Raw genomic sequence first — 20,904 nt, 5'->3', positions numbered from 1 at the left:
ATGATAATGGTAGATTTTTCTTTTGTCAAACGAGAAAGCTTTATGTAAAGTTATTTTTCACAAACTAAAATAGCTTCTCGCAAACGAGAAATACCTTCCTCAATTTGATTAATATTCACTTTTCCATATGATAAACGAATATAACCATCTTTCGCACCGAAAATACTACCGGGCATAAAGGCGATTTCTTGTTTTAAACTTTGCATTATAAGTTGTTTTTCGTTTATCGGTTCTTTTAATTTCCCCCATATGTATATACCACCGGTCGGGTTTGAAAAAGAGATTTTATCGTGAAGTTGCTCGTTTAGGGCGCGAACGATAACGTCTCTTTTTTCTGCCAATTGTTTTCGCAGGGGTACGATATGAGACTGAAATGGTACAGTTTCAAAAAATTGCTGCATAAGCCACTGCGGGAAAATGCTCATACCTAATTCCATTTGGTGCCTTGCGTCGGATAACCTTTCGACTACAGACTGCGGGGCGACAAGCCAGCCGACTCGTAAACCTGGTGCAATCATTTTAGATAAGGAATGTACATAAATGACTGTCCCGTTTTCATCAATTGATTTCAAAGTAGGGCAAGGTTGTTTCTTTTCTAGCGTAAGTAAACTGGACGGATCATCTTCCACAATCGCAATTCGTAAGTCTGCGCAAAGTGATAACAGTTTTTTTCTACGGTTTGGATGAAGCATAGTTCCCGTAGGATTTTGGAAGTTTGGATTTAAAAAGATCATTTTAATCCGATGCTTTCTATATAATTCTTGCACATCGTCTGGATTAATACCGTGTTCATCGACAGGTAATGGGAAAATACGTATACCTGCTGATTGGAATAACGGTAAGGAATAACAGTGTGAAGGACTTTCGAAAGCGACTGCATCACCTGGATTTAATAAACATTGCACGATAAGGTGAAGGGCTTGCTGTGCTCCAGATGTAATCATAATGGATTGTTCAGTCGCTTCAACTTTTAAATATTCCTTCATATATTTTACGACCGCTTGCCTTAGCGGGAGATACCCTTGCGGATGATCGTAACTTAATGAATGCGTTAACGGTTGTTCTCGTAAAATTGTTTGTAGTTGATCATGAGGATAGAGGTTACAACCGAGCTCTCCATTTGCAAAATCAATAATATTTTCATTTTGTTGTACTTCTGCCCGAATATGGCGAAGTAACGGTAAGTTTGGTAAAAACGTACCACCTTCTACGAAATTTCTCCAGTTCGGCGTTAATGTTGGAGAAACGCCCCACATATGTGTACTTACACGTGTACCTTTACCAGTCGTACTTTCTACAATTCCCATAGCGCGTAGTTCATTATAAGCAGTCGTTACTGTACTACGGTTTACATTTAACTGCGTAGCTAATTTCCGTTCAGAAGGGAGGAAGCTACCAGGTGGAAGTTCTCCGTATGTAATACGTTTTTCAATAAAGTCAACAACTTGCTGATAAATTGGGATTTTACTGTCGTTATCTAGCTTCCATTCCATACAAACACCTCCGCATCTCTTGTATATATTTAGTATAACAAATTGGCTGGGTAAAAAAACAGCCAATTGGACGGTGTTATATCCAGCCAATTTTACTATGCTAAATATGGAAGGGGAGATTCGGATGAAAAGATGGCAAATGGAATGGCTCCTAGTATCAGTTGCATTAGTATGGGGAGCAAATTATACAATAGGAAAGTATGGCGTGGCATATATGTCATCCATTCAATTTAATAGTTTACGATTTTTAGTAGCATCACCGGTATTATTACTTATTACATTTATGATGGAACGCTCATTACGTATTGAAAGAAAAGATTGGTTACGATTAGTAGCAGTCGGTATCGTTGGTACGGCGATGTATCAAACGATGTTTATGCTATCTGTGAAATATACTTCAGCAACGAACGCCTCATTATTAATTGCGATGTCACCTATTTTTACAGGGATATTAGCAGTATTACACAAACAAGAACGTTTTTCGATGAAAGTACAAATTGGTTCAATAGTAGCGTTTATTGGTGCAGCATTCGTTTTATTAACAGGACATACAGGAGGAGCTACTTATGAATATGCGTGGCTTGGAAATATAATTGGATTAGTCGCAGCGATTGCGTGGGGGTGGTATCCAATTTTAGCGCAACCTCTTATTACAAAATACTCCGCAATGAGAGTCACATCATGGTCTACTTTAATTGGAATTGTACCGCTAGTTATATACTGTTTATTCAACGTAAATACTTTAACGTGGCCAGTAGATACGCCAAGCTGGGGATCGCTTGCATATTCAATCATCTTTGCGACCATCTTCGGGCTAGCAATGTGGTATGTCGGTATTAGTCAAATCGGCTCAACGAAAGTAATGGTTTATATGTATCTCGTACCATTGTTCGCAGTTATCTTTGCAGCTGTAACAATTGGAGAGCAAATTAATATGATGCAACTCGTTGGCGGGCTGATTATATTTATCGGTTTATATGTTGTAAAAAAAGGCGGAATGAAAAAGCCTGCTCTCAATTTGAAAAAAGTAAGTTAGTAGTAAAAAGGATCTCTTTCATATAGAAGGAGATCCTTTTTGTTTTCGTAATAAAAGTGCTTGTTCAACAGCCCATTTTTGATGATCGTGAAGGAGAAGCTCGACAGCAAGTAAAGGAGACATCCATCGTAAAACATGATCCTCCTCACAATTTTCAGTTTGTTTTTGCACCATGTTCGCAATATAAAAGAACCCATCGTTTAAGTAATATGTATCTTCCTTTTCAGCATAAAAATATCGTGCGGCATTACCGATATACTGATCAATTTCAATTGCCCATCCTAATTCCTCTAGTAGTTCACGGTGCACACATTCTTCTTTAGTTTCATTACCTTCGATACCGCCACCAGGTAAAAAGTAACGGTCACCTTTTTGGATAACAGCAATCATTGAAGAAGAGGAATAGAAAATAATCGCATAACAACTAGGCCTTAATACATAATGAACAGTAGATTTTTTCGAGCCAAATGTGAGTTTCGAAATCATAAAACACAACCTTTCTCTATAAAATACATAAAAGGGGTATTAAGGTAAATGAAGAATGATATAAGTATAATCTTAATAGATTGGAGTGGTAACAACATGATAAATCGAAAATGTTCAAGATGTAAAGAAATAACGGGTACAATACATGGTGGTAAAAAAATTAAGGAAGAATTTCTATGTGAAGACTGTTTACAAAAAGGAATTGCGAGCGGAGAAATCGAATTATCACAAGTGGAAGAAAAAGAAACTTCGTATCTTTCTATAAAAATATTAAAAATAATGAGTGTGATTTATTTAATAGCATCTATTTTTATGGCTTTTTCAACCGGTCCATTTATACATAATATAGGATTTGATGAAATCTCCATTTCAGGCCCAGAATTAGGTCTAATAAGTATTGTTATGTTAGGTTCTATATTTCAGTCTGTTCTTGTATTTTGTGGGATTTGGGTATTCATCCTTTTAGTAGAAACAGTCATTAAAATTTACGAAAAAATGAAGTGAGTGAGAGGGAGAAATATATGCGAGTAAGAAACATCCAAGGGGAAGATTATGTAAAGATTCATTCTGTTTTAAATGATTGGTGGGACGGGAGAGATATGGCTGCTATGCTGCCAAAATTGTTTTTCGTCCACTTTCAAGAAACGAGTTTTATCATTGAAGAAGATGGAGAAACGTTAGGTTTCTTATGTGGATTTTTTTCACAAACATATAAAGATGAAGCATACGTTCATTTTATCGGTGTAAATCCGAAGTATAGAAGAAGAGGAATCGCATCGACATTGTATTCTTATTTCTTTGATGCCGCTCGTGCAAATAACCGTAAAGTTGTAAAAGCAATTACGTCACCAACTAATAAAAAGTCGATACAGTTTCATCAAGAAATCGGTTTTCGAATTGATGCCGGGGATGATGAGATAGAGGGTGTATCGGTACATACAAATTATGATGGGAACGGCGGTAGTAGAGTTTTGTTTTTGAAAAATGTGTAAAAGTAGGCTAGCTTAACGTTAGCCTTTTTGTTGTGAGGAGATAAAAGTATGGAGAGTAAACAAAGTATAAATGAGTACTTACGACGCATTTATAAAGTGCAAGATTATATAGAATCAAACATAGATAATCCACTTTCAATTGAAGAGTTAGCAGATGTAGCAGGATTTTCAAAGTTTCATTTTCATCGGATTTTTAAGGGGATAGTAGACGAGCCATTATCACGGTATGTAAACCGATTGAAATTAGAAAGGGCAACACATTTACTTACATATCGCACAGATATGACGATTACACATATTGCGTATCACTTCGGATTCACAGATTCAGCAGTTTCCTCCCGAACATTTAAAAATTATTACGGAATAAGTCCATCTCAATATCGAAACGACAATAGCAAGAATTGCAAAGACGTAAGCGGAATTTCTCAATACAATGAGTGTAAGAAGGTTCGAGGAAATGTTGAAACTGCATCAGCGGACGATATACACGTCGCATACATCAGACATATCGGTACATATGAAGAGTTAACGATAGCTTTTCCAAAAATGATAGAGAAATTATTTCATTACGTAGCGGAGGAAAACTATCATGTATTTGAGGATACGAAAGTATTAACCATTTACCACGATCATCATGAATTTACTGAGGACAATCATTTAAGAACTAGTTTATGTATAACAATTCCGAATGAGTCCGCAGTTGAAACGAGCGACATTGGAATCATGGTAATACCTTCTGGAAAGTATGCGGTAGGTCATTTTGAAATATTCCAAGATGAATATAAAGGAGCATGGGAATTCTTATATGGTGAGTGGCGATTGCTTCTGAAATCATACCGAATACAGAGGATAGATGGAAGTTAATTAAAGAGTGCATACTTCCTTATTCAAAAGATTAAGATGTGAATTTTTATGAAAATAAAAGGATTAGTTATACTTGTTATATTCACCATGATTGAAATTAGCGTTGTGAGAACAAAGTCGTTCAACTAAGATTAGAAAACTTCAACACCTATACGATTATTGAATAATTGCAAGGTGTTGAAGTACTTATTGAGCTAATTAATATACACAAAAATGAAATGTTTTTTTATTGGGAACTATTTTTTAACTTTTCGATGTATTAGATACATCATGCCAAACACAATTACGAGCAAGATAAATTTAATTAATTCCATTAGGCTAATATCCCATGTTGTTTCTACTCCATCTGTTAAATAAAATACATTAAACGTACCATGTAAGATTGCAGATGTTATCACAGAATGGCTATACTCTCTCGTATAAGTCAAAATTATAGATAGTATAAATAATAACGAGAGATAGCTTAATATACCTACAAACCATAATTCATAGTTTTTATAAAAGATTGATACTGGTAAATGCCATAATGACCAAAGCGATGCAGTAATGATTGCTGTTTGTTTTAATGAATATTTTTTTCGTAAATGGTAATGAAAATTTCCACGCCATATGATTTCTTCTAAAAATGCAGACAAAGGAGCGATTGTAAGACTAATGAGTAGGAGAAGTCCAAATTCATTATAATGATCAAATAAGAATTTTATATTATAAATATAAAAATAGAAATGTAGACATAGCCCTAGAAGTATTGGGAATAAAATGGAGAAAATTAATGTTTTTATTTTTGGACGTGAAATTCCAAATGTATGAACTATTTTTTGTTTCTTATATATTTTCTGATATAAAATAACAGCCAAAAGAGGAACAACCATTGTAAACCCTAAATAATTGCGACCATTTTCTATGTTCAGTAAGATGATATATACAAGCGATGTGAGGCAATACATACATAATGTTGAATGATAAACTATGTTTCTATTCATATTGTTCACCTACCTAAGTATATATAAAGTGTTAACCGTCTACTTTCATATTTAAAATTTGAACAAGTTGATCATTTAAATAACTAGTACTATAAGAAAAATCATTTTGATACCATTCAATGATGATGCCAATAATTGCATTCGCTTGGTAGGAACAATAAAGTGAATCATTCACTCCTTCTTTAAGCAAAGACCCTTTATCTTGAAATAATAAATGCTTTATTTCCTCAAAAAATAAATAATAATACATTAAAGGAACCTTTTTGGAAAAAACAATTCTATAGAACGTTTTATACTTTTCGATATGATGAAAAATCCGAATTGTAGAAGGATTTAATTTATTAGTTTTCAATACTGATACGTAGCGATAAGGTTCTTGATAAGAACGGGTTAAATCTGCAGTGATTTCTTTGAAATACTCCTCAAATAAATCTTCCACTTGATTATAATGTAAGTAAAAGGTGCCACGATTTATTTTGGCTTTTCTGCAAATTTCCGAAATAGTGATGACTTCTAAAGTTTTTTCGTTTAATAATTCTAGCAATGCGTTATGTAACGCCTCTTTTGTTTTTATAATACGCATATCTGTACGCATCATTTTTTCACCTCTTATTGAACACATTTCTTACAATGTGTTAAGTATTGAACATTTATCAGTTTTTTGCTCATTGTAAGAGTTCTTTTGTATTATTATAATTTTTATTGAACAACTGTGCAATAAAAGACAAAGGGGGCCGTTTCAGATGAGATTAAAAGATAAAGTAGCAATTGTTACTGGTGCTGCGTCAGGCATGGGGAAAGCAATTGCAGAAGGTTATGCGACAGAAGGAGCAAAAGTTGTAGTATCAGATTTAAACTTAGAAGGGGCTCAACATGTAGTACAAGGAATTAAAGCTACAGGTGCAGAGGCCATTGCTGTTCAAACAGACGTTACCTCAGATCAAGATATTCAACGTCTTTTCGATGAAACAATACAAGTTTACGGGAAATTAGATATTCTTGTTAATAATGCAGGTATCATGGATGGAATGGAGCCTGTTGGTGAAGTTTCAGACGAACGTTGGGAGAATGTATTCTCTGTAAATACAGTATCTGTAATGAAAACAATGCGTATTGCAGTGAATCAATTCTTGGAACAAGGACACGGTACGATCGTCAATAATATTTCTGCAGGTGGATTATACGGTGCACGTGCTGGTGCTGTTTACACAGCATCTAAACATGCAGTCGTTGGCCTAACAAAAAACACTGCTTTTATGTATGCGAACAACAATATTCGTTGTAACGGTATCGCTCCTGGAGCAGTCATAACAAACATTGCTTCTACGATGACAAATGTGAGTGAATTCGGTGCGAGCCGCCAAACATTAGGTATGGCAATTAATCCACGTGCTGGACAACCAGAAGAAGTTGCACAATTAGCTATCTTCTTAGGCTCAGACGAAGCTAGTTTCGTAAATGGACAAGTGATTTCTGTAGACGGCGGTTGGACTTCGTATTAATTTTAATTCAAATATATATAAGTAAATAAATTTTGAAAAGGAATGCTCTTGTCAATTTGGCAGGAGCATTCCTTTTTACATTATAAAATAATACTAATATTTAAATAGCTATCTTTATTGGTTCGTAAATGTTTGTATGTCTTTTGAATGACTATGAATAAAGTTAGTCATGTTTTGCTACGAAACAAAGATACTTCTATCCCGTGTCTAAAGACGCACTAAAGTCCTGTGTGTGCTTTATCATATCGTAAACAGCATAAGAGGAAATTCCCAATACGATGAGTGAAGGAAAAGAAATTCTATCAAAATCAACATCGTTACTTATGTTGGTTACGAGAAGAAGAGGGGGTTCATTCATATTGTGAAATGGGCGAAGATCGGAATATGAGTTTTTGAATTTAATACTAACTTTTTGTTTAATGACGGAAAGTTCGCAGGAATGTAAGTTGTATGTAAATTTATGTAAATATTAGGATTTATCGATATTTTATTATTTTCTTTATGTATAATGAGGACAAGGCCTAAAAATACTTAAATATTTAAGTGAATATTTTAAAAAGGGAGATTAAGGATATATGAAAAGCTTACTTCAAAAAACTTTAGCTGTTACAGGATTAACTGCTTCTTTATTAGGTATGGTTTCTTCCGTTTCATTTGCTTCGATTAGTTGGGATAATAATGCAACGTGGACAGGAAGCGGAGCAAAAGCTAAGGCAACTGCCTATACTGCGAAAAAGAACGAACCTCATTTTTACAAGATGACTGTAAGAGCTAGCTTTGATGATGGGACTTCTAAAGAGTTAGCATTGTATGATGCTAAAATTTCAGATCGTATAAACGTTAGCGTTGCATCCAAAGGACCGGTGACCAGGGGTTATTCGGGTCATGAATGGATAATGGTAGGGGATAGTGCGTACACTTCTAAGGAAATGGTAATTAAATAAATATCAACAAAAACCGTGAAAAAGGATAAATACCTTTTTCACGGTTTTTAAAATGAGGAGGATATATGAATCTAGTATTAAAAGAAATAGTGGTGAATAAAACAATATTCATTATGTTATTTATTGGATTTGTATTAACAATATGGTCAATCCTGATCGCAATGTCGACGCGAGATTATTATGATGAGAAATTTTATGATAGTAAAAATGGTTATTTTAATTATTACTATTCTGTTCAACTTACTAATATGGGGGAAATCAATTTCGAACAATTTCAGACGTTAGTAGAGACTGATTTTAAAAATGCTAGTGTTATTACAAATGATATTCGTATTACTATTCCGGATATCGGCCACGTAATAATGAATGGTCTCCTTAATAAAAATTGGTCTCCACCTTTGCTAAAAGGTTATCAGATGGGACAAGATGAAAAAAATAGTGTAATAGTGGGGAAGAAAATTTATAAGGATATGGAAACAATAAAATTATTTAATAAGGAATATACAGTTAAAGGCGTAGCTGGAGAAAATACTGGATATGAGTATAATATTAAAATTTACGTCTCTCTAAATGACATGCCAGATGAAGTGAAACAGATGATACAAAAAGATAATACATTCCAAATGATTGTTCGCTCTAACGAAAATCCTATCAAGGAAATAGAAACTTTCATACAGCATATGAAACAGAACAATAAAGATATAAATGCCAAAGTGATTAGTGAAAAAGAGAACTATGAGAAGGAAAAAAAATCAAGTGAAGCCGTAGAAGAGTTACTCAGTTTTCCATATAGGCTTTTATGTATAGCTTTAATTACCAGTATAATAGTAAGTTATTATTGGATTTATACGAAGAAAAAAAGTTTGTCGTTAAGGAAAGCTTTGGGAGCAAGTAATGTAAATCTTTTTATTTTTATATTTAGTCAATTATTTTTATGTGCAATCACTGCATCAGTCTGTGCAATATGCATACAATGGATTTTTAGCATTTTGAGTGAAAATATTATAGAGTTTACAAGTTATAGTATTAGTTTACAGTCTACTCATATTGTAATGTGTGTATTTCTTTCATTTACTATAGCTTTCATCCTCTCTGTAATACCATTTGTATATGTGCTTAAAAGCGAACCTGCTAAAGCATTAAAGGAGTAAAAATGATGAGAATAAAAAGTGCGTTCCTAGCATTAAAAAAGAGATTTCTATTTGCCGTACTTCTTCTAATACAGATTACATTTGGATTAGCAACTATAACGAGTTCAATTAATGTATTTTATAATTTACACTATCTAAACGATAAATCCAGCTCGGTATTAAATGTGGATAAAACATATTTAGTTACTTTTGAAATGACGACAGATAGATTACAAAGCAATCAATTTAATAAAGAGAAAATTCAAGCGGTTTATAATACAATTCATCAAAATAAAGATGTGATTTCGTATGGTACATACGAGGAGCGAGTTATTGAAATAGAGTCAAGTAATAGACCATTTCAAAACAGTATGATTACTGATTTGAAACATAAAACGTTTCACGATGAAAGACCTACTATTAAAACAATTTTTGTAGATGAAAATTACTATAAAATGTTACATTTACCTTTAAAACCTGAAGAAAGTTTCTCGCATGATGACTTTCAAAAAAATAGTGAAGAAAAAACAAAAGTTTTAATGGGTTCTTACTTTAAGAAATATTTTCAAGTTGGGGATACAATTAATAATCAATATACAATTACAGGTTTTTTGCCAGAAAATAAATTTATTGTAAATAATAATACGACGAACACATATTTGAAGTTGGATTACGCAATGATAATGCCTATGTCATTTGATAGATTTGAAAAATATGAAGCAATGTTTTTAAGACTACATCAAAGTACAGTTTTATATTTACAAAAAGGTGCAGATGTAAAGAAACTAGAAGAAGCAATTCAACTTAAAGGAAACGGCGGTACGTTTCATTTAAAAAGTTTAGGTGATGAAATAAATGAAGATGTTACTCTTAACGGCTATTCTGAAATACCTCAACTTATAGTAGGAATCTTGTTCATTGTATTTTCAATCGTCGGAATTGTAGTAACGACCATTGTTTCTATCTTGATGAGAAAGCGGGAATTTGGTATAAAAATAGCTTTTGGCGAAAGTAAATTTGGTATGTTTATTCAAATTGTTTTAGAGAACATTATTGTAGCAATAACTGGCTTAGGAATGTCAATAGCTTACTTTTCATGGAGGTATGGGGTTCTATTACAAATGTCGAAAGATTTAAAGGAAGCAACGGTATTAGACTTTAAATTGGATATGCCTATATTGCTTTTAGTATTTCTTTTCTTATTATTGATTATCATTGTCTCAAATGTAATTGTCTTCTTATTTATTAGAAAACTCGAGCCGAAAACATTAATAGGTGGGATGGAATAATGAGTTTAATTGAATTGAAAGACATTAAGAAGGTATATAGTAACAAGAACCATAGCACGTTCGCGTTAAACGGTATAAACTTAACGATAAATAAGGGCGAAATTATAGCGATAATGGGTCGATCTGGCTCGGGGAAAAGTACGCTATTAAATGTTATAGGGTTAATTGATTTGCCAAATGAGGGTGAATATACGTTAAATGAAAAAACATTAACTGAAATTAGAGCAAATAAAGTTCATAAAACAAGAAATGAAATGATTGGATTTATATTTCAATATTTTGCATTGTTAAAAGAACATACTGTACTAGATAATGTAGCACTACCACTCACATATAGAAAGCTAAAGCAACGAGAAAGAGAAACTAAGGCAAAGTTCTATTTAGAAAAAGTAGGTTTAAAAGAACATATGCATAAAAAAACGGACGAGCTTTCAGGTGGACAACAGCAGCGAGTCGCAATTGCTAGAGCATTAGTAGGCGAACCAGAAATAATTTTGGCTGATGAACCGACAGGGAATTTAGATAGAAAAACAGGAGAAGAAATTATGGATTTACTATTACAACTGAATGAAGAAGGACGAACGATTATTATTGTAACGCATGATATTGAGGTAGCGAATAAGTGTAATAGAATTATTGAGTTAGTTGATGGGGAGATTGTGTAAAGGTAAAGAATGAGCGCTAATAATTACTTATTATTTTAGAAACCGTGATGATTAACTTTTCAAAATGGTTTCTTTTTATTTTATAGAACTAAGATTATAGTGAAAATCTGCATCCACCCGTAACTTTTAAGAGCAAAAAATCGTTTAACAAAAGAAAGGATTTTCAATCACGAATGGGGGGAGAACTATGAAGATTCTAATTTTAGGTGGTACACGATTTTTAGGAAGAGCTTTTGTAGAAGAGGCATTAAAAAGAGGGCATGAAGTTACATTATTTAATCGCGGAACGAATAAAGAAATTTTTCCTGAAGTAGAGCAGTTAATCGGTGACAGAAATGATGATGTTTCAAGTTTAATAAATAGAAAATGGGATGCGGTAGTCGACACGTGTGGATTTTCTCCACTTCACATTAGAAATGTTGGAGAAGTCTTACGGGATAATATAAAGCATTATATATTCATTTCAAGTCTTTCCGTATATAAAGATTGGATTCCGCATCATATAAAAGAAGATTATATATTACAACCCGAACCTACGGGTGATCAAATAAAGGCTGTGGAGAATGGTGAAGTTTCTCCTTATGAGTATTACGGTGCGCTGAAAGTATTGTGTGAAAAAGAAGCAGAGAAGTATTGGCCGGGGCGTGTTTTACACGTAAGAGCAGGACTTCTTTCGGGAATGTTTGATTATACAGATCGGCTTCCATACTGGATTGGTCGTGTAGCAAAAGGAGGAGAAGTATTAGTTCCAGGAAGAAAAGACCGTCCAGTGCAGATAGTTGATATAAAAGACGTCGCAAACTGGGGACTAAACATGGCAGAAAACAATAAAGCAGGTACATTCAATGTTACAGGTCCAAGTTATGAATTGACGATGGAAGAGCTATTAAATACTTGTAAAAAGATTACGAATAGTGAGGCTGCATTGGTTTGGGCAAATGAATCGTTTTTGAATGAACATAAGGTGCAGCCTTGGACAGAAATGCCTTTATGGCTTCCAGAAACATTTTCATTAGAAGGTGAGACGAAGCCGTGGAAAGGTGGGTTTTCTATTAGTGTCGAGAATGCTGTTAAAGCGGGACTTACTTTTAGCAGATTAGAAGATACTGTGACGGATGTGTATGAGTGGATGAAGAGTATGGAGGAATGGGAATTAAAAGCAGGGATTTCAGGCGAAAGGGAGAAGGAATTGTTAGAAAAATGGTATCAATAAATTTAGAGGAGCTCTTTGAATATAGTTGATTGCACATAAGGAGGAGAAAAGGTTATGTGGAAAGAAACCATTCATAGTATTTCATCAAACTTAAGCTTAAAAAATCCCGCTATGAAGGAAGAGCTTATTGAAATACAAAAGTGTTTACTTGTGGAATTACCGAATGACTTATCACAGCTATTACAAGAAACAAACGGTATAGCAGGTCAATACGGGGACTTTGTTTGGTCTGCCTCGAAAATAAAAAGAGAAAATATGAATATGAGAAATATAGTTGATTTCAAGGATTTATATATGCCTTTTGACTGTTTATTATTTTTTGCTGATGGCGGAAATGGTGATTTGTTTGGTTATTCCATTTTGAACGGAATCGTGCAAAGAGATGATATATATGTATGGAATCATGAAAATGATAGTAGAACTTGGGTTGCTCCTTCGTTAGAAACGTTTATGAAGTGGTGGGAAAGTGGGAAGATAACAATTTAAACATAGTATCATGAAAAACGCCTTGTTACGAAAGAAACAAGGCGTTTTTGGCAATTAACAAATCTATCAAACTATCGATTCTTCCCCATACATGTCCCATAACTTAGGAAACATCTTTTTTATCCTTCTTCGTCATCTTCATTCCAGTCTAACTTGATATCAACTTTCTCAGATTGTTCTTCTGTTTCAAACTCTTTTTCTTTCACATTACCAGCTGTGCCAATTTCACCGTAAAACACAACGTAGTCTTTATACCGTATTAGATAGCAGTAAGACCTCCACCTCAAAATCGAGTAAATACGAGGAAGCCCCGTATAAATAAGTTGTATGAATTACATTTATTATTAGATTATGTTTGTGGATATATTTTGGGAATTTTCTGTTGATTTACAATGTGCGATAGTATATATTGTATATAAAGTATATATACAATATTTTTAAAAAGAGGTATTTGCATGCAAATCGTTATTACGAACACTTCAAAGGAACCTATTTATGAACAAATTGGTGTCCAAATAAAAAAACTTATTTTACTAGGTGATTTAAAGCAAGGAGATGCTCTTCCTTCAATGCGTCAGTTAGCAAAAGATTTAAGAGTAAGTATTATTACAACGAAAAGAGCATATGAAGAACTGGAAAAAGACGGTTTTATTTATTCAATTGTCGGAAGGGGGTCCTTTGTAGCAGAACAAAACATTGAAACTATGAAAGAAAAAAAATTAAAGACAGTTGAAGAAAAGTTGTGTGAAGCGATTCAAAATGCTAAACAAATGGATGTTTCTTTAAATGATCTAAAAGAAATGCTTACAATTTTATACGAGGAGGAAAACTCTTGGAAAACGTAATAGAACTTCAAAATGTCAGTAAATCTTTTAAAGGATTTCAAATTAAAAATTTTTCGATGGAAGTAAAAAAAGGATTTGTTACGGGTTTTATTGGGGGAAATGGATCAGGTAAATCTACAACGATTAAAATGATTATGAATTTAATGAACCCGGATAGTGGAAATGTCTCCTTATTTGGCATGAACTATTCAACTGATGCGAAGCGAATTAAAGAAAGAATTGGTTTCGTTTATGACGATAATGTGTTTTATGATGAACTCACATTAAAGGAAATTACTAATATTATTGCGCCTGCTTATAAAAAATGGGATTTTAACCAATTTACATATTATAAAGATCTGTTCGAATTACCATTAAATAAAAAAATGAAAACATTCTCCAAAGGAATGAAAATGAAAGCCTCTCTTGCAATTGCCCTTTCACATCATGCTGAACTAATTATTATGGATGAGCCTACTTCCGGACTCGATCCGGTATTTAGAAGAGAATTATTGGATGTTTTACAAAATATTATGCAGGATGGTGAGAAAACAATCTTTTTCTCATCTCATATTACAACGGATTTAGACCGCATTGCCGATTATATTACATTTATTCAAAATGGGAAGCATATTTTTACAAAAGATATTTATGCCATTGCAGAAGATTATATTTTGGTCAAAGGACCACTAGATATGTTAGATTTTGAAACTGAGCGTGAATTTATATCTGTATGTAAGGCAAATACAGGTTTCGAGGGATTGATTGAAAATGTAAATTCTATCGAAACTTTATTTAATAAAGAAGTGGTGATTGAAAAACCAAGTTTAGAGGATATTATGTATTTCATGAAAAAGGGGGAGTCAAGATGCTTAATTTAATTAAAAAGGATTTGATTTTACAAAAAAACTTTTTACCTGCGTATCTCTTATTTTTAGTTACCTATTTGTGGGCCGGCATGGATGTAGCATATGTCATAATCATTTGTAGTGCCGTTTTTGTAATTAACACATATCAATCTGATGATAAAGATAATGCTAATATTTTAGTAAACTCATTACCATATACTAGGAAGGAAATTATAAGTTCAAAATACGTTGGAACCTTATTTTTTACAATAGTAATCATCCCATTTTGTTTGGTTGGAAAATATTTCATTTTAGACAGCATGGAATTTCAACTTTCCTTAGAAAGTTACATCCTAGGCTTCTTGGCAGTCATGCTGATTACTGCATTTTACATCCCATTTTTTGTTACATTTAAAGTGAAAACACTTGTACCAGTTTTTATATTTTTATCTATTGGAGTTATATATTTAATGCGAAATACTCCATATTTATTAAATAAATATGCTAATGGCGTACTGACCTTTTTAAAAGAGATTTCAGATTTGAAATTATTTCTTATATTTGCTGTCATAGCAGTGGGGTGCTATGGGGTTTCATGGATATTATCTATTCGTATCTATCAGAACAAGGCTCTTTAATAGCAAGTTCTAAAAGGAGGATCATTTAAATGACATCAAAAAAAGGACGTCCTATTCGAATACGAAATTGGCTGAAAACTCTTGGAGCATTTTTCGTTATGCAACTAATTTTTCTCATCCTTGATATGAATTCGTGGATACCGAACTTCAAGGAAGGGGGAGTTGGGGAGCGTCTCGTTAATTCAGAGTTCTTTACGGAATGGTTCGCTCCTTATAAAACAAAGCAATTTAACGTATTAACGGTAGTTATGGCTATTTTATTATTCCTAAATGTATTAACAAGTGCAATAAAAGACGCCTTTTCTAGAAAAAGAATTAATTAGCACATAAGTTGACCTTGCGTCTTTTTTAATAATGTCTTAACAATATTTAAAAACAACAGGGGAAAGATAAAAACTCCATTTATTGAAGTTTTACTCTATCTTTCACAACGATTTTCCAAAACTTATTTGATTTCTCAGTTTGCTGGATTAATAACGTTTCCATTCGTACCCCCATAATGTTTTTCTAGTGTGCCCTGTGATTGTATCATATGTATATATACCTGTAATGATAAAGATTAAGTGTAATTAACAGAAAGTTCAAAACTCATTGAATGAAATAGAAAAATTTAGTAATCTTATTTGTACAGTACATACATTTATATAGCAATTTTTAAATTCAATATAGGGGGCAATCATTGTGGATTTAACGTTTAAAGTGGAGGAAACATGTTTTAATTACCGCGTTGGAGCAATTTGTAAACACGATAATAAAATACTCATTCTGCAAGGTGACGGTGAAGATTTTTGGTACGTACCAGGCGGAAGAGTGAAAATGCTAGAAAATAGTGAAGATGCGTTAAAACGAGAGCTTGCGGAAGAGTTAGCAGTTCCTATTGAGGTGAAGAGATTAATATGGTCGGTAGAAAATTTCTTTACACTTTCTGAACGAAAGTTTCATGAAATCAGTTTTTATTATGAAGTAGAGCTTCATGAGTTACCTGCGAATGGAGCGGATCAATATATTTTGGAAGAAGAAGGTAGAACGTATTTCTTTAAGTGGGTGCCGGTAGAAGAGTTAGATACATATAACTTACAGCCAGCATTTATAAAAGAGAAAGTAAAGGATGTATTAGTTCATACAGAGCATATCGTTTTACAAAAGTAAATGTATGCGGAGGGGAAAAGGATGAAGGGGACTAAAAAAGAGATTCATGTAGACAGCAAAGTAATTCCATATACACATATCGAAAAAGGTTCCAGTACGGTTTGCTTTATGTTTTCAGGTTCAGGATACAATTACGATAAACCGTTATTTTATTATACAACGATGTTAATGCTTGAACATAAAATAGATGTAGTACATATTCATTATTCTTATGACGAACAAGTAATGAATAAATCAATGGAAGAAATAACGAAAGTAATGATGGATGATATTAATCCTTTAATGAAAGAAGTATTAAAAGGTAAGCAATATAACGATACTATGTTTTTAGGGAAGTCACTCGGAACAATTCCAATTGCAAATGATTTAATGAAGAGAGAAGAGTTTTTACAGTCAAAAATGATACTACTTACACCTTTATTAACTTTTGATTCCATTTTTGAGTCGATTTTACATAGTCGTCACAAAGGGCTATTAGTAATTGGAGATAAAGATCACCAATATAATGCAGATCAAATCAATCAGTTACATAAAACGAATATACAGATTGAAGTTGTCAAAAACGCAAATCATTCTGTAAATGTTGGGGGATTGGAAACAGAGAATTCAATTGAGGCGATAGCAAATATAATAGAAAAACTTAAAGAAGTTATTAGGACAAACTAACCTATCAATACATACAAAAAAGAGGTGCAATTTGCACCTCTTTTTTATTTAATAAGCCCTCAACACATGAAGCAAATAATCCTTTCGATTTAGTGGATTATAATCAACACGTTTTCGAGTAGGGAAGGGGGCATTCAGTTTTTTGTAACCAGATGGCTTCATTGTAAAAATACCTTCTCCTTCTGTAAAGGAATGAAGCATTCGCTTAAAATTCTCTGTATTCGCAACAGGTAATGAGCCTGTTAACTGGTAAGAATCATTGTATAATTTAGGCTCGCTAAAAGTTGCTGAAATAGCGGCTAATTTATACATTGCAGTACTAATTGCTTGCTCTGGGACAGTTAATTCGAATTCGTTTACTGGTTCATATACACATGTTCCGGCTTGCTTTAAAGCATCCATTAAAACGAGTGGTGTTAAGTTTCTAAAGTCACTCGCTGTTGTAACAGGACTAGCATAACCTGTATGTGTTAACGTGACGATAATGTCCGTAACTTCCCATCCATATACTCCTTGTTTTAACGTTTGAAATACAGTATCTTCAATCGCTTTATGAAATGCTAATGGAAGTGATCCAAGCTCAACACCTAACTTATACGTTATGCCAGAATTAAGTTCACCACGTTCGAGTTTAAAACCAATTGTTGCGTAAAATGGATTCGCTTTTTCGCCCATTACTTCAACGCTATTCCCTATGCCAATCGGTTTCTCAATACATACGACCCGCGTATTTGAGAAAGTAACTTGCAAATTATATTTCTCCGAAAGAGTTGTTTCAATTACTTCTTTTTGTACTTCACCGAAAAGGCGAATATATAGTTCATTATGAATATCATCTTTCCACACTTTAATGAGCGGATCTTCTTCACATAGCTCCATAAGTGCAGCGTAAAGATCATGAATTCGTTCTTTTGATAATGCTTCAATAGCAGCTTCCATTTGTGGTTCGGCAAAGTGAATATCTTTTATATAATCAGTCCGTTCACCGATAATATCACCAATTTTAATATCACTCAGTCCCCACACTTTGCAAAATTCTCCGCTAGGAACGATAGAAGCTTGAACCGCATTTCCGTTATGAAATAGGCATATTTTCTTAATCTTTTCTTTATGTGCTTGAGCTTCATCACGCTGTATATTAACATGTTTTCTAACGTGTAAACGACCAGAAAAAACTCTTACATATGCAATCTTTTCCCCAGAAGGTTCACGTTCAATTTTAAAAACAACACCGGATAATACTTCATTTTCAGCAGGTTTATTAGCGGGAATTAAGTCTGAAATATTTTCGAGCAGTTCAGTTACACCTGTACCTGTCATGGCTGAACCGAAAAAGATAGGGAACACATTTGCTTGCGCTATCTGTTTAATGAGTTCCTCTCTTAATAGTGCGCCCGGTACGATTTCATTATTTACATATGACTCAAGTAATGATTCATTATATGGTGCTAACAGTTCCATACAATTTTCATATGATTTGTATTCAATGATTCGGGCGTCTTTCGTTCCTTCGTTTTCTACAGAGTAGAAAGGGAATGCTTCATTTGAAAGAACCTCTTTTATTTGTTTCATAACTTTTTCAGTATTTGCACCGCTACGATCAATTTTATTAACGAATAAAATAGTCGGTATGTTTAGTTTCTGTAATGTTCGCATTAAAATTTTTGTTTGTGCTTGCACACCTTCCGCAGCAGAAATAACTAAAATTGCACCGTCTAGAACACGAAATGATCGCTCCACTTCAGCGATAAAATCAGCGTGTCCAGGTGTATCAATGACATTTACTTTTAAGTCATTGATACAGAAAGAGACGACAGATGCTTTAATCGTAATTCCGCGTTGTCTTTCTAATTCCATTGAGTCAGTTTGCGTATTACCACTATCTACTCGGCCAATTTCTTTAATCACATTTGTTTCATAAAGAATACGCTCAGTCAAACTCGTCTTGCCAGCGTCTACGTGCGCGACAATCCCTATATTTATTGTTGTCATATGTGAATATCCTCATTTCATTTTCCATTTTTAATTCCTCATTTCTATTTGTGTATTGCCGCATTACAATCACTCTCCAGTCATTTAAATTAGTACTATTATAGTGCAATTAACATTATTTGTAACGCGACAAAGCGCATTAATTTGGAAAAATATAAATGAAAACAAAATGCTTGCATTCTAAATCGATATAGATTATATTAATTGACATATCAACTATTGATACATCAAACGTTTTTGTTTTGTATGTAAAGGAGGGGTAGTTTGACAAGTTCATGCTCAAAAGAAGCGATTATTTTATATAAATTACACTTTCTAAATAAAGAAGTAAGTTCGAAGTTTGAAGGGTGTACGGGTATGAGCCAATCTCGATTAGAGCTTATACTTCAGTTATATGAAGTAGGGGAAATTAGTCAAAAAGCACTTCAACAAGAAGTGAATATTGATAACGCTGCGATAACGAGGCATTTAAAACAGCTTGAGGCAAATGAAATGATAGTAAGACGTAAAAATCCAGACGATAACAGGATTACGTTAGTTTCTCTTACTGAAGAGGGACGAAATAAAATTCAGGCGTTTCAAGAGGAAAAAGAACGTTTTGCAGCTTCTGCATTTAAAGGATTAAGTGAGGAAGAACGCGATAATCTTTTAAATATGTTAAATCACATTCAAGAAAATATAAAAGAATTATAAAAAAGGGAGAATACAACTATGACTAACTCAGTAAAAACAAATGATTTTAACGAAATTTTAACAGGACGCCGTTCTATTCGTAAGTACGACACATCAGTGAAAATTAGCAAAGAAGAAATGACAGAAATTCTTACAGAAGCAACACTTGCACCATCATCTGTAAACATGCAACCATGGAGATTTTTAGTAATTGAAAGTGACGAAGCGAAAGCAACACTTGCGCCACTAGCGAAATTCAATCAATCTCAAGTAGAAACATCTTCAGCAATGATTGCTGTATTTGGTGATTTAAACAACTTTGATAACGCAGAAGAAATTTACGGTACAGCTGTAGAGCGCGGTTTAATGCCAGCAGAAGTAAAAGAAGATCAAATGAAAAAACTTTCAGGTTACTTCTCAATGGTTACACCAGAAGTAATGAAAGATACTGTTTTAATTGATGGTGGACTTGTAGCGATGCAATTTATGCTAGCAGCTCGTGCTCACGGTTATGACACTTGTCCAATTGGCGGATTTGAAAAAGACCAAATCGCAGAAGCTTTCGGATTAGATAAAGAGCGTCACGTACCAGTAATGTTAATTTCAATCGGAAAAGCTGCTGACAGTGGTTATCAATCAGTACGTCTTCCAGTTGAAAAAGTTGCTGAGTGGAAGTAATTTTATAAAAAGACAGAAATAAGTGAGATATGAGAGGGGAAACACCATGATTATTATTCACGCAATGTTTCAAGTAAATCCAGCAAAACAACAATCATTTTTAGAAGAAATTCGTCCGCTCATTCATAGTTCAAGAGAAGAAAGTGGAAATGTATCTTATGATCTTTATAAAGATACGGAAAAAGAAAATGTGTATACGATGGTAGAAGTATGGAAAGATGAAGCAGCAGTTGCAAGTCATAATAAGAGTGAACACTTCACATCTTTCGTTAGCAAAGTAAAATCGTTTTTAACTGCTCCTCTTGATATAAAAGCTTATAATGGAGCGTTAGTAAAATAATATGGTGAAAAGGA

Annotated in this window: 24 protein-coding genes and 2 pseudogenes; 20 read left to right on the top strand and 6 right to left on the bottom strand. The window is 33.5% G+C overall.

Translation table 11 applies throughout. The annotated features are described in order from the left end of the window. Positions 1–50: 50 nt before the first annotated feature. A complete protein-coding gene (gene pdxR, locus BAQ44_RS21880) occupies positions 51–1,493 on the bottom strand; it encodes a MocR-like pyridoxine biosynthesis transcription factor PdxR (RefSeq protein WP_071723722.1) in 1,443 nt (480 codons plus the stop codon). Between the two features lie 124 nt (positions 1,494–1,617). Between pdxR and BAQ44_RS21875 the strand changes: the two genes are divergently transcribed. Then, positions 1,618–2,529: a DMT family transporter gene (locus BAQ44_RS21875; protein ID WP_000832980.1), complete on the top strand. Its 912-nt coding sequence runs from the start codon at positions 1,618–1,620 to the stop codon at positions 2,527–2,529. 18 nt (positions 2,530–2,547) lie between these two features. On the opposite strand, the gene BAQ44_RS21870 is transcribed toward BAQ44_RS21875, so the two are convergent. After that, positions 2,548–3,015, bottom strand: a complete 468-nt coding sequence (locus BAQ44_RS21870; RefSeq protein ID WP_063260331.1) for an NUDIX hydrolase — start codon at positions 3,013–3,015, stop codon at positions 2,548–2,550. A 96-nt stretch (positions 3,016–3,111) separates the two neighbouring features. Between BAQ44_RS21870 and BAQ44_RS21865 the strand changes: the two genes are divergently transcribed. The 3 genes and pseudogenes from BAQ44_RS21865 to BAQ44_RS21855 all read left to right on the top strand — a co-directional run. Continuing rightward, entirely contained in the window at positions 3,112–3,519 is a 408-nt protein-coding gene (locus BAQ44_RS21865) for a DUF3980 domain-containing protein (RefSeq protein ID WP_071723839.1), read from the top strand. A 17-nt stretch (positions 3,520–3,536) separates the two neighbouring features. Continuing rightward, positions 3,537–4,007: a GNAT family N-acetyltransferase gene (locus BAQ44_RS21860; RefSeq protein ID WP_071723720.1), complete on the top strand. Its 471-nt coding sequence runs from the start codon at positions 3,537–3,539 to the stop codon at positions 4,005–4,007. Positions 4,008–4,055: 48 nt separating this feature from the next. Further along, positions 4,056–4,823 (top strand): annotated as a pseudogene (locus BAQ44_RS21855) (AraC family transcriptional regulator); the annotation flags it as partial. 284 nt (positions 4,824–5,107) lie between these two features. On the opposite strand, the gene BAQ44_RS21850 reads toward BAQ44_RS21855, so the two are convergent. Further along, on the bottom strand, positions 5,108–5,863 hold the full coding sequence (locus BAQ44_RS21850; RefSeq protein WP_071723714.1) for a CPBP family intramembrane glutamic endopeptidase: 756 nt from the start codon (positions 5,861–5,863) through the stop codon (positions 5,108–5,110). 22 nt (positions 5,864–5,885) lie between these two features. Continuing rightward, the gene (locus tag BAQ44_RS21845; RefSeq protein WP_071723711.1) at positions 5,886–6,452 is read right to left on the bottom strand and encodes a TetR/AcrR family transcriptional regulator; all 567 of its coding nucleotides are present in this window, start codon (positions 6,450–6,452) and stop codon (positions 5,886–5,888) included. A 145-nt stretch (positions 6,453–6,597) separates the two neighbouring features. Between BAQ44_RS21845 and BAQ44_RS21840 the strand changes: the two genes are divergently transcribed. The 11 genes from BAQ44_RS21840 (at position 6,598) to BAQ44_RS21785 (ending at position 15,716) form a co-directional block, all read left to right on the top strand. Then, positions 6,598–7,356 (top strand): SDR family oxidoreductase, encoded by a 759-nt coding sequence (locus BAQ44_RS21840; protein ID WP_071723709.1) that lies wholly within the window; start codon positions 6,598–6,600, stop codon positions 7,354–7,356. 575 nt (positions 7,357–7,931) lie between these two features. Then, entirely contained in the window at positions 7,932–8,300 is a 369-nt protein-coding gene (locus tag BAQ44_RS21835) for a hypothetical protein (protein ID WP_023522327.1), read from the top strand. A 65-nt stretch (positions 8,301–8,365) separates the two neighbouring features. Then, on the top strand, positions 8,366–9,451 hold the full coding sequence (locus tag BAQ44_RS21830; RefSeq protein ID WP_071723707.1) for an FtsX-like permease family protein: 1,086 nt from the start codon (positions 8,366–8,368) through the stop codon (positions 9,449–9,451). A 2-nt stretch (positions 9,452–9,453) separates the two neighbouring features. Next, positions 9,454–10,719, top strand: a complete 1,266-nt coding sequence (locus BAQ44_RS21825) for an ABC transporter permease (protein WP_211274101.1) — start codon at positions 9,454–9,456, stop codon at positions 10,717–10,719. Continuing rightward, positions 10,719–11,384: an ABC transporter ATP-binding protein gene (locus BAQ44_RS21820; RefSeq protein ID WP_063260323.1), complete on the top strand. Its 666-nt coding sequence runs from the start codon at positions 10,719–10,721 to the stop codon at positions 11,382–11,384. Before BAQ44_RS21825 ends, BAQ44_RS21820 begins: the two co-directional genes overlap by 1 nt. 187 nt (positions 11,385–11,571) lie before the next feature. Next, positions 11,572–12,597, top strand: a complete 1,026-nt coding sequence (locus tag BAQ44_RS21815) for an SDR family oxidoreductase (RefSeq protein ID WP_063260322.1) — start codon at positions 11,572–11,574, stop codon at positions 12,595–12,597. Between the two features lie 54 nt (positions 12,598–12,651). Continuing rightward, on the top strand, positions 12,652–13,083 hold the full coding sequence (locus BAQ44_RS21810) for an SMI1/KNR4 family protein (protein ID WP_063260321.1): 432 nt from the start codon (positions 12,652–12,654) through the stop codon (positions 13,081–13,083). Between the two features lie 455 nt (positions 13,084–13,538). After that, on the top strand, positions 13,539–13,928 hold the full coding sequence (locus BAQ44_RS21800) for a GntR family transcriptional regulator (RefSeq protein WP_001167593.1): 390 nt from the start codon (positions 13,539–13,541) through the stop codon (positions 13,926–13,928). Next, positions 13,916–14,788, top strand: a complete 873-nt coding sequence (locus tag BAQ44_RS21795; protein ID WP_071723699.1) for an ABC transporter ATP-binding protein — start codon at positions 13,916–13,918, stop codon at positions 14,786–14,788. The genes BAQ44_RS21800 and BAQ44_RS21795 overlap by 13 nt, the downstream gene beginning before the upstream one ends. After that, positions 14,776–15,393: an ABC-2 transporter permease gene (locus BAQ44_RS21790; RefSeq protein WP_071723697.1), complete on the top strand. Its 618-nt coding sequence runs from the start codon at positions 14,776–14,778 to the stop codon at positions 15,391–15,393. The genes BAQ44_RS21795 and BAQ44_RS21790 overlap by 13 nt, the downstream gene beginning before the upstream one ends. Positions 15,394–15,422: 29 nt before the next feature. After that, entirely contained in the window at positions 15,423–15,716 is a 294-nt protein-coding gene (locus tag BAQ44_RS21785) for a YfzA family protein (protein WP_071723693.1), read from the top strand. Between the two features lie 94 nt (positions 15,717–15,810). Here BAQ44_RS21785 and BAQ44_RS29935 read toward each other — a convergent pair. Further along, positions 15,811–15,879 (bottom strand): annotated as a pseudogene (locus BAQ44_RS29935) (WGR domain-containing protein); the annotation flags it as partial. Positions 15,880–16,074: 195 nt separating this feature from the next. Between BAQ44_RS29935 and BAQ44_RS21780 the strand changes: the two are divergent. Beyond that, positions 16,075–16,542 (top strand): NUDIX hydrolase, encoded by a 468-nt coding sequence (locus tag BAQ44_RS21780; RefSeq protein WP_071723691.1) that lies wholly within the window; start codon positions 16,075–16,077, stop codon positions 16,540–16,542. A 21-nt stretch (positions 16,543–16,563) separates the two neighbouring features. Beyond that, complete coding sequence (locus BAQ44_RS21775) at positions 16,564–17,208, top strand: alpha/beta family hydrolase (protein ID WP_071723689.1); 645 nt, start codon at positions 16,564–16,566, stop codon at positions 17,206–17,208. Positions 17,209–17,256: 48 nt separating this feature from the next. Here the strand turns inward: BAQ44_RS21775 and BAQ44_RS21770 are convergent, their stop codons facing one another. Then, the gene (locus BAQ44_RS21770; RefSeq protein ID WP_071723687.1) at positions 17,257–19,200 is read right to left on the bottom strand and encodes an elongation factor G; all 1,944 of its coding nucleotides are present in this window, start codon (positions 19,198–19,200) and stop codon (positions 17,257–17,259) included. Between the two features lie 264 nt (positions 19,201–19,464). Between BAQ44_RS21770 and BAQ44_RS21760 the strand changes: the two genes are divergently transcribed. From BAQ44_RS21760 to BAQ44_RS21750, 3 genes are read left to right on the top strand one after another with little or no spacing between them, the layout of a single operon-like run. Beyond that, positions 19,465–19,893, top strand: coding sequence for a MarR family winged helix-turn-helix transcriptional regulator (locus BAQ44_RS21760; protein ID WP_000204172.1), 429 nt, complete (start codon positions 19,465–19,467; stop codon positions 19,891–19,893). Positions 19,894–19,911: 18 nt separating this feature from the next. After that, on the top strand, positions 19,912–20,550 hold the full coding sequence (locus tag BAQ44_RS21755; RefSeq protein WP_064057546.1) for a nitroreductase family protein: 639 nt from the start codon (positions 19,912–19,914) through the stop codon (positions 20,548–20,550). A gap of 46 nt (positions 20,551–20,596) precedes the next feature. Beyond that, complete coding sequence (locus tag BAQ44_RS21750) at positions 20,597–20,890, top strand: putative quinol monooxygenase (RefSeq protein ID WP_071723686.1); 294 nt, start codon at positions 20,597–20,599, stop codon at positions 20,888–20,890. Positions 20,891–20,904 lie beyond the last annotated feature (14 nt).

It is taken from the genome of Bacillus mobilis (assembly GCF_001884045.1).
In the GTDB taxonomy this organism is placed as follows: domain Bacteria; phylum Bacillota; class Bacilli; order Bacillales; family Bacillaceae_G; genus Bacillus_A; species Bacillus_A mobilis.
This window is presented reverse-complemented; position numbering and strand designations above follow the sequence as displayed.